Here is a 14755-nt window from a genome sequence, read left to right as displayed (position 1 = left end):
GCTCACGCCGCTTGGTCACTCAGTGAGCGAACGAGTCTTACGCGATCAGCACCAGCCGGGTCGAGACCAGCCCGGAACAGCACCACGCGTGCGGAGTTCTTGTCCCTGGGGGACACGGCTCCGCACGCGGTGCAGTTGTAGGTACGTTCGGAAAGAGGCAGTGCGTGCTTGGCTCTCGCTCCGCACTGCGCACAGTCCATCGTGGTGTGCGCCGGGTGCACGAGTCGGACGTCCCGCCCGTGCTTGCGGCCCATCTCGACCAAGGCCGCCTTTGTCGCGCTGATCGCGGCGTCGGCCGCCTTGCGGGCCATTCGGGACTTCGCGAGGAACTTCGGATGAAAGTCCTCAACCGCGATGGCGTCATGGTCGCGGACGACCTTCTTGGCCCACTTACGGCAGGTGTCCTGTCGCTGCCGGGCGACCTTCTTGTGCAGCTTCGCCACCTGCCGCTTGGCAGCGCGGTAGCCCCGTGTCTGAGCCTTCCCCTTCGGGCGTTCACGGCGGGACATCATGCGCTGGTAGCGGGCCAGTCGCTTGCCGGCTTCTCTGCCGTACTCGGCGTGGGGAAGGTCATGGTCGTCGCTGGTGGTGGTCGCGATTTCCCGCACGCCCCAGTCGATGCCGATGTGGTGCCCGGTTTCGGGCAGCAATTGGGCCTGGGCGGGGGTGACGAAGCTCGCGTACCAGTGGCCGAGGCCATCGCGGTACACGCGCACCGAGGATGGCTCTGCGGGCAGGTCGCGGGACCACACCACAGTCAGAACGATCCCGCCTGCAAGGTGCAGACGCCCGCCGGTGAGGCGAAAGCCGCGCCGGGTGTACTCGAACGTCGGGTCTGCCTGGTCCTTCTTCTTCCACTTGGGCATACCGGCCCGGCGGTACATAGGCAGTCGCTCCCGGATGTCCTTCAGGGCCTTGGCCCGGGACTTGCCGAAGTCGCGTATCAGCTGCTGCTGCGGTACCGAGGCCCCCTCCCGCAGCCATGGGGCGCGGGCACGTGCTTCCGTCAGCATCTTGCTGAGTACCACCGGGCCGCACGTGAGGGTGTCCTCGGGGTTGTTGAGGTTGTGGAGGTGGATGGCCTTGGACTTTGCCACGCACTCGTTCCACACCCACCGGCAACGGTCCCACTCCGCGAGCAGCGCGGTGCGGGCCGTGGACGACACGCGAAGCCTGTAGGTGTGCCGGGCATGCCCGACGCCGTCAGTTGCCGCTGTCGCCATAGCCGCCAACCTAGCTGGGAGATAGGTCAGTTGCTGCATTCAGCCCAATATCGCCTGCCGCACCCCGGCGGGTGAACGCCGTATCACCCTGACAGCGATATGGCTACCACTGCCCTGCTCCACAGGAGTTTCGTTTCCTCCCCCGTAGCTGGAGGAATCCACGAAGGAGAATGTGATGACCTCACTGGTTCCGGTCGACTGGACCGCACTGCGCGCGCAGGCCCGGGACGCGATGTCCCGGGCCTACGCCCCGTACTCCGGCTACCCCGTAGGCGCCGCCGCCCTCGTGGACGACGGCCGCACCCTCACCGGCTGCAACGTCGAGAACGCCTCCTACGGACTGTCCCTGTGCGCCGAATGCGCCCTGGTTTCGGCCCTGTTCACGGACCGCACCGACACCAGCGGCCCCCCGCCCCGCCTGACCGCTTTCACCTGCGTGGATGGGGCGGGCGACCTCCTCGTCCCGTGCGGCCGCTGCCGCCAACTCCTGTGGGAACACGGCGGCCCGAACCTCCTCTGCGACACGGCGGCGGGCATCCGTCCCCTGTCGGAGCTGCTGCCGGACGCGTTCGGGGCGGGGCATTTGAGGGGGTGAGGGGGCGGGCGCGGCCAGGAAGATCCGCCTCCTCCAGCGTTGACGGCCTTCGGGAAACACTGAACGCGTCCGGTGAGGCGATCGAAGGCGACTTCCGTGCGCGGCGGCCGTCTACCGTGCAGCAGGCATATTGCCGTCGCGCCAGTCGTTCACGCGCTTTCGGATGCGGGGCCATCGGGAGCGCATCGATTTCTTCCGGCTCGAACCATCGGACATCGCCGGCGCTGACACGCCGTCGTCAGGGTGCAACTCGACTCCGCCGCCGAACTCATCGAGGAAGCCCACCGCGTCCGGCCCTCCGGGGCCGTCCCTGGCCACCCCGGCATCTATGCGTGTAGAACGTACCTACCCGTTCGAAAGGAACCGTCCATGGACGCCATCTCCGTCATCCGCACCAAGCGCGACCGCGGTGAGCTGACCCCCGATCAGATCGACTGGGTCATCGACGCCTACACCCGCGGCGAGGTCGCTCACGAGCAGATGTCGTCCCTGGCGATGGCGATCTTCCTCAACGGCATGAACCGCACGGAGATCGCCCGCTGGACGGCCGCGATGATCGCCTCCGGTGAGCGCATGGACTTCTCGTCGCTGCCGCGTCCCACCGCCGACAAGCACTCCACCGGCGGCGTCGGTGACAAGATCACGCTGCCGCTCGCCCCGCTGGTCGCCGCCTGCGGGGCGGCTGTGCCGCAGCTCTCCGGCCGGGGCCTGGGCCACACCGGCGGCACCCTCGACAAGCTGGAGGCCATCCCGGGCTGGCGCGCGGCGCTCTCCAACGACGAGATGCTGAACGTGCTGCGCGACGTCGGCTCCGTCATCTGTGCCGCCGGCGACGGTCTCGCCCCCGCCGACAAGAAGCTCTACGCGCTCCGCGACGTCACCGGCACCGTCGAGTCGATCCCGCTCATCGCCTCCTCGATCATGTCCAAGAAGATCGCCGAGGGCACCGGCTCCCTCGTCCTGGACGTCAAGGTCGGCTCCGGCGCCTTCATGAAGGACCTCGACAACGCCCGCGAACTGGCCTCCACCATGGTCGAGTTGGGTACCGACCACGGGGTGCGGACGGTCGCGCTGCTGACCGACATGGCCACCCCGCTGGGCCTGACCGCAGGCAACGCCCTCGAAGTCCGGGAATCCGTCGAGGTGCTGGCCGGCGGCGGCCCGCGGGACGTCGTCGAGCTGACCCTCGCCCTCGCCCGCGAGATGCTCGACGCGGCGGGTCTCAAGGACGCCGACCCGGCCAAGGCGCTGGCCGACGGCTCAGCCATGGACCACTGGCGCCGCATGATCAGCGCCCAGGGCGGCGACCCCGACGCGGCCCTCCCGGTGGCCCGCGAACAGCATGTCGTCACCGCCGCCTCCTCCGGCACCCTCACCACGCTGGACGCCTACGCCGTGGGTCTCGCCGCCTGGCGCCTGGGCGCCGGCCGCGCCCGCAAGGAGGACCCGGTGCAGGCGGGCGCGGGCGTCGAACTCCACGCCAGGCCCGGCGACACCGTCACCGCGGGCCAGCCCCTGCTGACCCTGCACACCGACACCCCGGAGAAGTTCCCCTACGCCCTGGAGGCCCTCGACGGCGGCGTCCTCATCGGCCCCGGCGACGCGGCCTTCGCGGCCACGCCGGTCGTGCTGGAACGCATCGCCTGAGGCGGCCGGGACGCCCGAGCCCTCCGGGCCGGGGCGTCCCGCCACCCGCCCTCCTCGTGCCGCTCGTCAGCGTCCACCGGGCAGGGGCAAGGCCGGACCCTGGCCACCGGCACATGCGTGGGTAGGGAGGGCGCAGGTGGCCCGCCGCCGGGGCGGGCGGTTCTCACCGCGCGTCCTCCCGGTCGGTGTCCCGGGCCGTGGAATCCGTCGCCGCCCAGCTGCCCAGCAGGCGCAGCGCGTGCTCGGAGGGGCTGTCGGGCTCGGCGGTGTAGAGGTAAAGGGCCTGGTCGGGGTCATCGGGCAGGGGGAGGGTCTCGTAGTCGAGAGTCAGCTCGCCGACCAGGGGATGGCGGTAGTGCTTGGTGCCGTGGGTGTATTGGAGGACGTCGTGCTCGGCCCACCACTGGCGGAAGTCCTCGTCGTGTACGGACAGTTCGCCGATCAGCTCGGTCAGGCGGGGGTCGTACGGGTGGCGCCCCGCGTACAGGCGCAGGACGGACACCGTGCCGCGGGCCGCGGTGTCCCAGTCGGCGAGCAGGTCGCGGGCGGCGGGGTCGAGGAAGATGAACCGGGCGAGGTTGCGTTCGCGGTGCGGCAGCGCGTCGAAGTCGGTGTACAGGGCCTTGGCGAGGGGGTTGGCGGCCAGTACGTCCAGCCGGTGACCCATGATCATCGCGGGGATGTCGGTCAGGGAGCCGAGGAGCCTGAGCAGTCCGGGCCGTACGCGCTGCGGCGGCACCGCGCGGCGGCGGGCCGGGCCCGGCCGCCGGCAGGCCAGGTCGAAGAGATGGGCGTGCTCGGCCGCGTCCAGGCGCAGCGCGCGGGCGATGGCGTCCAGGACCTGCGCGGAGGCGTTCGTGCTGCGCCCGCGCTCCAGCCGGACGTAGTAGTCGACGCTGATGCCGGCCAGCCGTGCCACTTCCTCACGGCGCAACCCCGGCACCCGGCGGCGGCCGGTGTCCGGGCCCAGGCCGGCCTCGTGGGGGCTCGTCCGGGCCCGGCGCGAGCGCAGGAAGTCGCGCAGCTCGACGTTGGGCTCACGCCCCGCTGACGTGCTCATCCCTCCAGCCTAGGCCGCTGCGTGCCGCGGCCGCCCGGCGGAAAGGGGGGCTGACAGACCCCCTGTCCCGGTGCGCGGCGGGTCCCCCGTGGTGGTCTCCTGGAATGCGTCCCCGTTCGCCTCCCTGAGAGGGATCACCATGTCCAAGCCCCTGATCGTCATCACCGGCGCCAGCTCCGGCATCGGCGCGGCCACCGCCCGTCTCCTGTCGTCCCAGGGCCACCCGCTGCTGCTGCTCGCGAGGCGGCTGGAGAAGCTGGCGGAGCTCGATCTGCCCGAGACCCTGTGCCGCAAGGTCGACGTCACCGACCGCGACGCGCTCCAGGCCGCGGTACGCGAGGCCGAGGAGCGGTTCGGGCCGGCCGACGCGATCATCAACAACGCCGGTGCGATGCTCCTGAGCCGGATCGCGGACCAGGACGCCGAGGAATGGGACCGGATGATCGACCTGAACATCAAGGGCGTGCTGTACGGCATCCGCGCCGTCCTTCCCGGCATGCTCGCCCGCGGCACCGGCACCATCATCAACGTCAGCTCGGTCGCGGGCCGCAAGACCTTCCCGAACCACACCGCCTACGTGGGCACCAAGTTCGCCGTCCACGCCATGTCGGAGAACCTGCGCGAGGAGGTTGCCTCCTCCGGCGTGCGCGTGGTGACCATCGCCCCCGGCGCCGTGGAGACCGAACTCCTCTCCCACACCAGCGACGAGCAGATCAAGCAGGACTACGAGGAGTGGAAGAAGTCCGCCGGCGGCGCCCTTGACGTCCGGTCCGTGGCCGAGGCCATCGCCTACGCCTACGGCCAGCCGCAGAACGTCACCATCCGCGAGATCGTGCTCGCCGCCACCGGCCAGGAAGGCTGACCGGCACCGCGTCGCGGGGACGGCCGGTCCCGGCGGCCGGCGGAGAAGGACGAAGGGCCCGCCCCACCAGGACAGGTGGCAGGGCGGGCCCTTCGGACTGCGGGGTTACGCGGCCTTCTCCAGGTGGAGGAGGCGGCGTTCGGCCACGGCCTTGCGGGTGGCGTAGAGGGTGATCGAGGCGGCGCCGAGCATCGCGACGAGGCCGAGGAGGACGGTGCCCTCCCAGCCGACGGCGTGGAAGGCGGCGGCGCCCAGCGCGCCGCCCAGGCTGCTGCCGAGGTAGTACGCGCACTGGTACAGGGCCGAGGCCTGGGCGCGCGCCGTCTTGGCGGTGCGGCTCACCGAGGACGAGGCGACGGCGTGGCCCGCGAAGAAGCCCGCGGTGATCAGGACGAGGCCCGCCAGCACCGTGTGGACGGAGTCGGAGAGGGAGAGCAGCAGGCCCGTGGAGGTCGTGGAGACGGCCAGATACAGGGCGCCGCGGCGGCCCACCCGGGCGACCAGCTTTCCGGCCGCGGCCGAGGAGACCGTACCGACCAGGTAGACCACGAAGATCGAACCGACGATGCCCTGCGGGAGGTTGAACGGCTCGGAGACCAGGCGGTAGCCGATGACCGTGTAGACCGCGCCGAAGACCGTCATGAACAGCCCGCCGATGGCGTAGAGACGGCGCAGCAGGGGGTCGGCGAGATGGCTGCCGAGCGTACGGGCCAGCGCCCGCGGACCCACCGAACGGGACACGAAGTGCCGGGCCTTGGGGACCAGCACCCGGAAGGTCACCGCGCACACCACGGCCAGCACGCCCACCGCGGCGAGCGCCGCCCGCCAGCCCCAGGCCTGGGCGACCCAGCCGGTCACGATGCGGCCGGACATCCCGCCGATGCTGTTGCCCGCCACGAACAGTCCGATGGCCGCCACCAGCGCCCTGGCGCGTACCTCCTCGGCCAGGAACGCCATCGCCGAGGCCGGCAGCCCGGCCAGCGCGACACCCTGGACGCCGCGCAGCGCGATCAGCGCACCGAGCGACGGGGCGAACGGCACCAGCATCGCGATCAGCGTGGCCACCGAGAGGGACCACATCATCAGGGTGCGCCGGCCGAAGCGCTCGGAGACCGCGCTCAGCGGGATCACCCCGAGCGCCAGGCCGAAGGTCGCCGCGGACACGGTCCAGCTCGCCTGGTCCGGGCTCACCCCGAGGTCGGCGGAGATCGCGGGCAGCAGCGCCTGGGTGGAGTAGAGGAGGGCGAAGGTGGCCACTCCGGCGGCGAAGAGCGCGAAGCTCATCCGGCGGTAGCCGGGGCCGCCCGGCCGCAGCTTGCCCGCTTCGGGGTCGGGCGCGGCGGTGGTGGAGGAGTCGGGGGACGACTGGGGAGAGGCGGCCGCACGTTCGGTGACGGACGCCCCGGTATCAGCGGGAGGCATGTTTCGAAAGTAGGCCTCTGTGTTTCATGCGTCCAATGCATGGAAACGGCATAATCGATGCTGTGGCACATGATCCCAGGTCGCAAGGGCCTCTGTTGCAAGGTCGCAACAGAAAAGACACTGCCGGTTCGGTCCGGCCCGGGGCGGACACCGGTGAGGTGGCCGAACTCGGCGCCGACTCGTGGGCGGTGCTTCTCGCGCCGCGGCTCGCCCAGTTCACCGCCGTCGCCCGGCACGAACACGTCACCCGCGCCGCGCAGGAGCTGGGCATGCCGCAACCGACGCTCAGCCGGGCCCTCGTGCGGCTGGAGGAGGACCTCGGCGTCGCCCTCTTCGCCCGGCACGGCCGCACCCTCTCGCTCACCCCGGCGGGCCGCGCCTTTCTCGCCTCCACCGAGCGGGCGTTGACGGACCTGGAGCGGGCGACGGAGTCCGTACGGGCCGATGTCGATCCCGCGGCCGGGAAGGTGGCGTTCGGCTTTCTGCACACCCTCGGGTCGGAGACCGTGCCCGGCCTGATCCGCAGCTTCCGCGCCGACCACCCGCGCGTCCGCTTCCAGCTCGTCCAGAACTACGGCGAGGCGATGATCGAGCGGCTGCGCGTCGGCGACCTGGATCTGTGTCTGACCTCGCCGGTGCCCGACTACCCGGACCTGGTCGCCCGCCGGCTCGACGAGCAGAAGCTGCGGCTGGTCGTCCCGGACGATCATCCGCTGGCGGCCCGCAAGCGCATCCGGCTCGCGGAGGCCGCGGGCGAGCTGTTCGTGACCCTGGAACCGGGCTACGGGCTGCGCCGGATCACCGATGCGCTGTGTGCCGAGGCGGGCTTCACCCCGAAGGTCGCGTTCGAGGGGGAGGAGGCCGAGACGCTGCGCGGACTGGTCGCGGCCGGGCTGGGCGTGGCGCTGCTGCCGCCGCCGGCCGTGCCCCGCCCCGGCGTCGCCGAGCTGACCGTGACGGCGCCCCGCGCGGTCCGCGAGATCGGCGTCGCCTGGCTCGACGGCCACCCCGACACCCCACCGGTGGCCGCCTTCAAGAGGTTCCTGCTGAGCCGGCGGGGGCGGTTGCTGCCCAGGTGACGGGGCTTGGGGCCTGGGTGGCGGGGGTGCTCAGGGCGAACGGGAGGTACCGCAGTGAGCCCCCGCCCGGCGCGCCGCCGGGTGGACGGGCGCGCCGGCCGGGGGCCCGCGAACGCTCAGTGCCGCAGCGACGCCCCGAAGCCCGCCGCCAGGGGCATCCGCAGGCCCAGGGGCGGCGGCGCGGCCAGGGCGTCCTTCACCGGGCGGGCGTAGTCCCGGGCGAACAGCGAGCCGAGCATGAAGTCGGCCGCCAGGGCCAGCACTTCGGCACGGTGCTGATGCAGCGAGTGACCGTCGGAGTGCACCTCGAAGCGGCAGATGTCGCGGTTGACCTTCTTGGCACGCTCGGCGTAGCGGTAGGACAGGTCGGGGTCGGTGCGCTCGTCGTTGGTGCCGTGGACGAGCAGCACCTGCCGGCCGATGAGCTGTTTCACCGGATCGGGCTGCTCGCCGTCCGGGTGCGGGTCGGGCAGCCAAGGGGCGAGCGCCAGCACGGAGTTGACGGCCGGATGGCCCGCGGCGTGCAGCGCGGCGCGGGCGCCCATGCCCGTACCGACGAGGCAGACCGGGACGTCGCCGTAGCGGCGGACCACCTCCTCCAGCGCCCAGTCCGCGTCCCGCGCCGGATGGGCCGCGGTCCCGTTCCAGCCGCTGCACCGGTAGCGCACGACGTGGGCCGTCAGCCCCTCAGGCCGTCCCGCCTTCGCCAGCCGGGCCGCCAGCGGGCGCACCGCCAGTGCGGCCACCGGCGACGGGCGCCGTATGCCGGTCGGTCCGCCGCCGGGCAGTAAAAGCGCGACCCCGCTCACCTCCCGGCCGCCGCCTCGCCCGCCGACCCTCCGCCGGAGCGCTTCGCGCGCCCCTTCCTTGCCGGCCGTTCCCAGCGGTTTTCCCAGCCGGGCCTCACGCACCGGCAGCGCTTGCTGAGCCATGACCAGAACGATGGCAGAAGGAGGCGTGCCCGCCACCCCGTGGACGGGTCACTGTTACGTATCGTTCGATGAGATCTACGCGCGTAGGGGCTAGAGTGCCGAGATGACGAGCGAGACCACCACCCTGCCGACCAGTGAACAGATCCGCCGCGCTCCCAAGGTGCTGCTCCACGACCACCTCGACGGCGGCCTGCGCCCGGCCACCGTCGTCGAACTGGCCCGCGAGAACGGCTACGAGGGACTGCCCGAAACCGACCCGGACAAGCTCGGGATCTGGTTCCGGGAGGCCGCCGACTCCGGCTCGCTGGAGCGCTACCTGGAGACCTTCGCCCACACCTGCGCCGTCATGCAGACCCGCGAAGCCCTGGTCCGGGTGGCCGCCGAGTGCGCCGAGGACCTGGCCGCCGACGGTGTGGTCTACGCCGAGGTCAGGTACGCGCCCGAGCAGCACCTGGAGAAGGGGCTGACCCTCGAAGAGGTCGTCGAGGCGGTGAACGAGGGCTTCCGCGAGGGCGAGCGGCGGGCCCGCGAGCAGGGCCGGCGCATCCGCGTCGGCGCGCTGCTGACCGCCATGCGGCACGCCGCCCGCGCCCTGGAGATCGCCGAACTCGCCAACCGCTACCGGGACACCGGCGTCGTCGGCTTCGACATCGCGGGCGCCGAAGCCGGCTACCCGCCCACCCGCCACCTCGACGCCTTCGAGTACCTCAAGCGGGAGAACAACCACTTCACCATCCACGCCGGCGAGGCCTTCGGCCTGCCGTCGATCTGGCAGGCCCTCCAGTGGTGCGGCGCCGACCGCCTCGGCCACGGCGTCCGGATCATCGACGACATCGAGGTCGCCGACGACGGCTCGGTCACGCTCGGCCGGCTCGCCTCGTACGTACGGGACAAGCGCATCCCGCTGGAGATGTGCCCGACCTCCAACCTCCAGACCGGCGCCGCCCCTTCCTACGCCGAGCACCCCATCGGTCTGCTGCGCCGCCTGCAATTCCGGCTCACGGTCAACACCGACAACCGGCTGATGAGCCACACGAGCATGTCCGAGGAATTCGAGCACCTGGTCAAGACATTTCGATACACGCTCGATGACATGCAGTGGTTTACAGTCAATGCGATGAAATCAGCGTTCATTCCTTTCGATGAACGTCTGGCCATGATCAATGACGTCATCAAGCCCGGTTACGCGGAACTGCGGGCCGAATGGCTGTTCCGCCCGGCGGTCACGACGCCCCCTGCGAACAGCACTTCTGACCCTGCGTAAGGGGCAAGAGTGAGCCTATAGCGCAACGGCCGGTGGAATGTCCACCGGCCGTTTTTTCTTTCGTCGTGGCTGTTTGCGGCGCCGGTTGCCGCCTCAGTAGGTTGATTTGCCGGTCAAGCCCCCATCACGAGGACGAAATTCGATGAAGCAGGGAACCATCAAGACACTCGGTACCGTCGCGCTCGGTGCCGCTTTCGTTGTCACCGCAGCGGGCGTCGCCAGCGCCGCCCCGTCGCTGGACACCACCGGGGTGCTGAAGAGCCTGCCGGTGAAGGACGCCACCAAGACCGTCTCCGGCCTCACCAAGGCCAAGCCGGCCGGCAACGACGTCAAGACCAAGCTCAACTCGCACGGCAACAAGCTGCTCGGCGGCCTGCCGACCGGCGCCGTCACCAAGAACCTCCCCCTGGGCGGCTGATCGCGCTCTCCGGCTCGTCCCCCGACAGGGACGCGTCCTGCGCCGTGCCCCGGCCGAACGCCTCGTGCGTACGGCCGGGGCATCGTCATGCGGGAGCCCGGGCGGCGCGGGGCCGGTCCGGCATCTGCGCCGGGCGCCGGCGCGGGGCGGTCACCAGGCGGTGGCGGCCCTCTCCTCCGAGGGGAGGAATATCCACAGCGCCAGGTAGACCAGGAACTGCGGGCCGGGCAGCAGGCAGGACAGCACGAAGATCACACGCATGGTCGTCGGCGTCATTCCGAAGCGACGGGCCAGGCCCGCGCACACTCCGGCGATCATTCGGTTGTTGCGGGGGCGGACCAGTGCGGCGGCCATGATGGCGGCTCCTTTGCGACTCGGTGGGGCGTTTGCCCCGATGCCTCAACGGTAGGTCCGGCCACCGACGAGAGCATCAGCCTGCGGGGCCAGTTCAACCCTGGGGAACCTCGGGGTCACGTCCCTGAGATGTCCGTACCGGCGACGCAGCCGGCGCCGGGCCGCGGGGACCACCGCCAGATGCGCCAGGGCCACTCCCAGGGAGCCGAGCAGCACCGAGTCGATGTCCGGGACCCGGCCGGGCACCCCTGACTGCAACAGCTCGATGGCCAGCGCGATCATCGACCCGGCGAACACCGTGCGGGTCAGGGACACCAGCGGCGAAACGTTCAGCCGGCCCGCCGAGAGCGGCAGCAGCACCCCCAGCGGCGCCAGCAGCAGCACCGAAGCGCCCAGATGCTGCACGGCCTCCCATGACGGCCCGTGTGCCAGCTCGGCCCGGATCGTCGCCAGCGGCTGGAGATTCGTGGCGGACACCCAGGGCACGGTGCGCGGACGCAGCGTCAGCCAGCCGACGGTCGACAGGTGCGCCACGAGGAGGAGAAGTCCGGTGACGCGCATACGGGGAACGGCGGTGGTGCCGGGGCCATGACGCTGCACACAGCCCAGGACGCGACAGGCGGGGGCTGTGGTTCCGCCTGACGGTGCCCGTCTCGGCCGTCGTATCAGCCCTCTTCGGACAACGGGTCACCCCACCCGGCGTTCTCCGCTATGTCCGGATTGGCCAGCACATCGTCGGAGCAGTCGTAGCGGTGCGCGGTGTCGTCGCCCGGTCCGCCCAGCACCGCCGCATGCGTCCGGCCCAGCGCCGGGCTCGCGCCGTAGGTGCACACCAGCTGGGCCAGCGCGAACGACGGCAGATCGTCCGGCCGGATGTTCAGCCGCAGCGCGTCCGAGGGGTCGTCCGCGCGCGGCGCCGTGACCTTCAGGTCCCGGGGCAGCGCGCTGCTGAAGCCGGCCCGGTCCTCGTCGGTCGACGGCTGCCGCTGGAGCTCCTTGAGCAGCGCACGCGCGGTCGGCAGCCGTGGGTCGGTGGCCGCCGTGCCCTTGGGCAGCGCCACCGCCCGCTCCACCTGGGCCAGCGCCGAGCCGCACACCAGATAGACGGTGGCCTGGGTCCTGCCGGGCGCGTTCGGGGCCGGCTCGCCCGCCGGGGCCCGGCAGCTGACCCGCGAGGGCGCGCCGCCCGCGTCGACCGGGACCGACGTGCCCCGGATTCCGCAGCCCGCTGCGGCGAGCGCGAGCGCCGCCACGGCGGCGGTGCGCCGCCCCGTCCGCCTGACCGGCGTCATCGCTCGTCCTCCGTGCCCTCGCCGGCCGCGCGGGCCGGGCCGCCGTCGCTGCGGTCGCCGTCCGTGAGCGGCGCTGCGTCCATCGGCAGCCGCAGGGTGAAGACCGCGCCGCCCTCGGGGAGGTTGGCCGCCGTGATCTCCCCGCCGTGGATATGGGCGTTCTCCAGCGCGATCGACAGGCCCAGACCGCTGCCCTCCGACCGCGGCCGGGACGCGCTCGCCTTGTAGAAGCGGTCGAAGACATGCGGAAGGACTTCTTCCGGGATGCCGGGGCCGTGATCCCGTACCCGGATCACCAGCGTGCCGCCCCCGGGCCGCTCCGTGTCCGCCGCCTCCTCGGGCCGCTCCGGCCCCGGGTGCTCCGCGGGGGCCTCCGGTCCGCCGGACGCCTCGGGCACGGCCGGGCCGCCGGTGACGGCCGTGCTGCCGGTCCGGCCGCCCGCACCGTCACCGGCCGCCTCCTCGGTGCGCACCGACACCCGCACCGGGGAGCCGCCGTGCTTGAGGGCGTTGCCGATCAGGTTCGCCAGGATGACATCGAGCCGCCGCGGGTCCAGACGGGCCACGATGCCGCGGTCCGCGTCCAGCTCGACCGCGTCCAGCCAGGCCCGCGCGTCGACGCAGGCCGTGACCTGGTCCGCGACATCGACATCGTCCAGTACCAGCCGGGCCGTCCCCGCGTCGAAGCGGGTGACCTCCATCAGGTTCTCCACGAGGTCGTTCAGCCGCCGGGTCTCGCTGACCACCAGCTGCACGGCCGGCGCGATCATCGGGTCGAGGGAGTCCGCCTCCTCCTCCAGCACCTCGGAGACCGCGGTGATCGCGGTCAGCGGCGTCCGCAGCTCGTGCGACATGTCGGCGACGAACCGCCGGGACGCCGCCTCGCGCCCGCTCAGCTCCTCGACCCGCTGCTCCAGACGCTCCGCGGTGCGGTTGAACGTCCGGGACAGATCGGCCAGTTCGTCCGTGCCGGTCACCCGCAGCCGGGTGTCCAGCCGCCCCTCGCCCAGCTGCCGCGCCGCATAGCCCAGCCGCTGTACGGGACGCAGCACGGTCGTCGCGGCGGCCTGCGCCAGCAGCGCCGAGCCGACCAGCGCGAGCGCGGTCGCGATCCCCAGCGACCAGGCCAGCGAGTTGAGGTCCTGCCGCTCGGTGGCCAGCGACTTCATCATGTAGCCGGTGGGCCCGCCGCCGATCACCTTCGCCCCGGCGACGAGGTAGGGGGCGTCCCCGACCTCCCTGCGCTGCCAGTACAGATGGTGCGGATAGCGGTTGGACTCGTCGACCGGGCGCACCTCGTCGACCGCGGTGCGCAGCGACTGCGGCACGCCGTCCAGCGTCAGCAGGTCCTTGTTCGTGGTCGCCGCGCAGTCCTTGCCCTCGCGGTCGACGCCGATCAGCAGCACCGCGTAGTTCTGCGGCCCGGCCGCCATCTGCCGCGCCGCGTCCTGGAGTTCGGCACACCGCGGACGCAGCGGCAGCGACCGCGTGCTGTCCTCCAGCGCCTTGCGGAAGTCCTTGAGGACGGCGTTCTGGGTGCGCTCCAGGACGGTGTTGCGGTTGAGCCAGTACGCGATGCCCGACGCCGAGACCGCCGCGGTCAGCGCCACCAGCGCGAAGACCACGACCAGCCGCAGCCGCAGGCTCGTCCAGCGCAGCAGGCCCGACGCCCGGCGCAGTCCCCGCAGTAACCGCCGGCCCGCCCCGGGCCGGGCGCTGTCCCCGGCCTCGCCACCCACGCTCTCCTCCGTCACACCGCCGTCCGCGGGCCCTTCCCTCACTGCGGCGAGTCCAGCCGGTAGCCGACACCGCGGACCGTACGGATCAGGGTCGGCGAGGACGGCACGTCCTCCACCTTCGCCCGCAGCCGCTGCACACACGCGTCCACCAGGCGCGAATCGCCCAGGTAGTCGTGCTCCCACACCAGCCGCAGCAGCTGCTGCCGGGACAGCGCCTGACCGGGCCGGCGGCTCAGCTCCAGCAGCAACCGCAGCTCGGTCGGCGTCAGTTGCAGATCCTCGCCGTTCTTGGTGACCGTCATCGCCGACCGGTCGATCACCAGCGAGCCGAACGTCGCCGAGTCGCTGGACTCCCGTTCGCCGCGGCGCAGCACGGCCCGGATACGGGCGTCCAGCACCCGCCCCTGGACCGGTTTGACGACATAGTCGTCGGCGCCGGACTCCAGGCCCACCACGACGTCGATGTCGTCGTTACGCGCGGTGAGCAGGATGATGGGCAGCTGGTCCGTACGCCTGATCCGCCGGCACACCTCGAAACCGTCGATGCCCGGCAGCATCACATCCAGCACGATCAGGTCCGGGCGCTGCTCACGCAGCAGCTTCAGGCCGTCCTCGCCCGTCGCCGCGGTCACCACACGGTGACCCTGGCGCGACAGCGAGAGTTCGAGGGCCGTGCGGATGGCGTCGTCGTCCTCGATCAGCAACAGGAAAGGCACGTCAGCCATTCTGGCCCATGGGACGCCGGGAGATCGACCAGTGGCGCCCACGTACACAAGGCCCGCGCGCCCCGCACCCCGCGACGCGCCGCACCGAGCCCTGTGACAGGCCTGTGACAGTCGGCGGACAACGCGATGAAACTGGGTTGGCA

General features: G+C 71.8%; 15 protein-coding genes. 6 read left to right on the top strand and 9 right to left on the bottom strand.

Annotated elements, in window-relative coordinates; all coding sequences use genetic code 11:
• Positions 1 to 2 precede the first annotated feature (2 nt).
• Positions 3 to 1223 (bottom strand): RNA-guided endonuclease InsQ/TnpB family protein, encoded by a 1221-nt coding sequence (locus ACGFN2_RS09395; RefSeq protein WP_393358797.1) that lies wholly within the window; start codon positions 1221 to 1223, stop codon positions 3 to 5.
• 175 nt (positions 1224 to 1398) lie between these two features.
• Here ACGFN2_RS09395 and ACGFN2_RS09390 point away from each other — a divergent pair, with 175 nt between their 5' ends.
• Both ACGFN2_RS09390 and ACGFN2_RS09385 read left to right on the top strand, forming a co-directional pair.
• Positions 1399 to 1818: a cytidine deaminase gene (locus ACGFN2_RS09390; protein ID WP_393358795.1), complete on the top strand. Its 420-nt coding sequence runs from the start codon at positions 1399 to 1401 to the stop codon at positions 1816 to 1818.
• A 369-nt stretch (positions 1819 to 2187) separates the two neighbouring features.
• Entirely contained in the window at positions 2188 to 3465 is a 1278-nt protein-coding gene (locus tag ACGFN2_RS09385; RefSeq protein ID WP_393358793.1) for a thymidine phosphorylase, read from the top strand.
• A 163-nt stretch (positions 3466 to 3628) separates the two neighbouring features.
• Here the strand turns inward: ACGFN2_RS09385 and ACGFN2_RS09380 are convergent, their stop codons facing one another.
• Entirely contained in the window at positions 3629 to 4525 is an 897-nt protein-coding gene (locus tag ACGFN2_RS09380) for a helix-turn-helix domain-containing protein (protein ID WP_393358791.1), read from the bottom strand.
• 139 nt (positions 4526 to 4664) lie between these two features.
• Between ACGFN2_RS09380 and ACGFN2_RS09375 the strand changes: the two genes are divergently transcribed.
• The gene (locus tag ACGFN2_RS09375) at positions 4665 to 5387 is read left to right on the top strand and encodes an SDR family oxidoreductase (protein ID WP_362604385.1); all 723 of its coding nucleotides are present in this window, start codon (positions 4665 to 4667) and stop codon (positions 5385 to 5387) included.
• Positions 5388 to 5492: 105 nt separating this feature from the next.
• Here the strand turns inward: ACGFN2_RS09375 and ACGFN2_RS09370 are convergent, their stop codons facing one another.
• Positions 5493 to 6809: an MFS transporter gene (locus ACGFN2_RS09370; protein ID WP_362604383.1), complete on the bottom strand. Its 1317-nt coding sequence runs from the start codon at positions 6807 to 6809 to the stop codon at positions 5493 to 5495.
• Positions 6810 to 6844: 35 nt separating this feature from the next.
• On the opposite strand from ACGFN2_RS09370, the gene ACGFN2_RS09365 reads away from it, so the two are divergent.
• Positions 6845 to 7888, top strand: a complete 1044-nt coding sequence (locus tag ACGFN2_RS09365; RefSeq protein WP_393358789.1) for a LysR substrate-binding domain-containing protein — start codon at positions 6845 to 6847, stop codon at positions 7886 to 7888.
• 116 nt (positions 7889 to 8004) lie between these two features.
• On the opposite strand, the gene ACGFN2_RS09360 is transcribed toward ACGFN2_RS09365, so the two are convergent.
• Positions 8005 to 8820, bottom strand: coding sequence for an alpha/beta hydrolase (locus ACGFN2_RS09360; RefSeq protein ID WP_393358787.1), 816 nt, complete (start codon positions 8818 to 8820; stop codon positions 8005 to 8007).
• A gap of 103 nt (positions 8821 to 8923) precedes the next feature.
• Here ACGFN2_RS09360 and ACGFN2_RS09355 point away from each other — a divergent pair, with 103 nt between their 5' ends.
• Together ACGFN2_RS09355 and ACGFN2_RS09350 are read left to right on the top strand one after the other, a co-directional pair.
• Complete coding sequence (locus ACGFN2_RS09355) at positions 8924 to 10084, top strand: adenosine deaminase (RefSeq protein WP_393358785.1); 1161 nt, start codon at positions 8924 to 8926, stop codon at positions 10082 to 10084.
• Between the two features lie 142 nt (positions 10085 to 10226).
• Positions 10227 to 10502 carry a hypothetical protein gene (locus tag ACGFN2_RS09350; protein ID WP_393358783.1) on the top strand — a complete coding sequence of 92 codons (276 nt, stop codon included), beginning with the start codon at positions 10227 to 10229 and terminating at the stop codon, positions 10500 to 10502.
• Between the two features lie 150 nt (positions 10503 to 10652).
• Here ACGFN2_RS09350 and ACGFN2_RS09345 read toward each other — a convergent pair whose 3' ends face one another.
• The 5 genes from ACGFN2_RS09345 to afsQ1 form a co-directional block, all read right to left on the bottom strand.
• Complete coding sequence (locus ACGFN2_RS09345) at positions 10653 to 10856, bottom strand: PspC domain-containing protein (protein WP_362604373.1); 204 nt, start codon at positions 10854 to 10856, stop codon at positions 10653 to 10655.
• A 45-nt stretch (positions 10857 to 10901) separates the two neighbouring features.
• Positions 10902 to 11417 (bottom strand): VanZ family protein, encoded by a 516-nt coding sequence (locus tag ACGFN2_RS09340; RefSeq protein ID WP_393359034.1) that lies wholly within the window; start codon positions 11415 to 11417, stop codon positions 10902 to 10904.
• Positions 11418 to 11521: 104 nt separating this feature from the next.
• A complete protein-coding gene (locus ACGFN2_RS09335) occupies positions 11522 to 12148 on the bottom strand; it encodes a hypothetical protein (RefSeq protein ID WP_362604371.1) in 627 nt (208 codons plus the stop codon).
• Positions 12145 to 13929, bottom strand: a complete 1785-nt coding sequence (locus ACGFN2_RS09330) for a HAMP domain-containing sensor histidine kinase (RefSeq protein ID WP_362604369.1) — start codon at positions 13927 to 13929, stop codon at positions 12145 to 12147. The genes ACGFN2_RS09335 and ACGFN2_RS09330 overlap by 4 nt, the downstream gene beginning before the upstream one ends.
• The gene (gene afsQ1, locus ACGFN2_RS09325; protein WP_026169550.1) at positions 13926 to 14603 is read right to left on the bottom strand and encodes a two-component system response regulator AfsQ1; all 678 of its coding nucleotides are present in this window, start codon (positions 14601 to 14603) and stop codon (positions 13926 to 13928) included. Before afsQ1 ends, ACGFN2_RS09330 begins: the two co-directional genes overlap by 4 nt.
• Between the last annotated feature and the right edge of the window lie 152 nt (positions 14604 to 14755).

Source organism: Streptomyces sp. NPDC048612, assembly GCF_043199295.1.
GTDB lineage: Bacteria > Actinomycetota > Actinomycetes > Streptomycetales > Streptomycetaceae > Streptomyces.
This window is presented reverse-complemented; position numbering and strand designations above follow the sequence as displayed.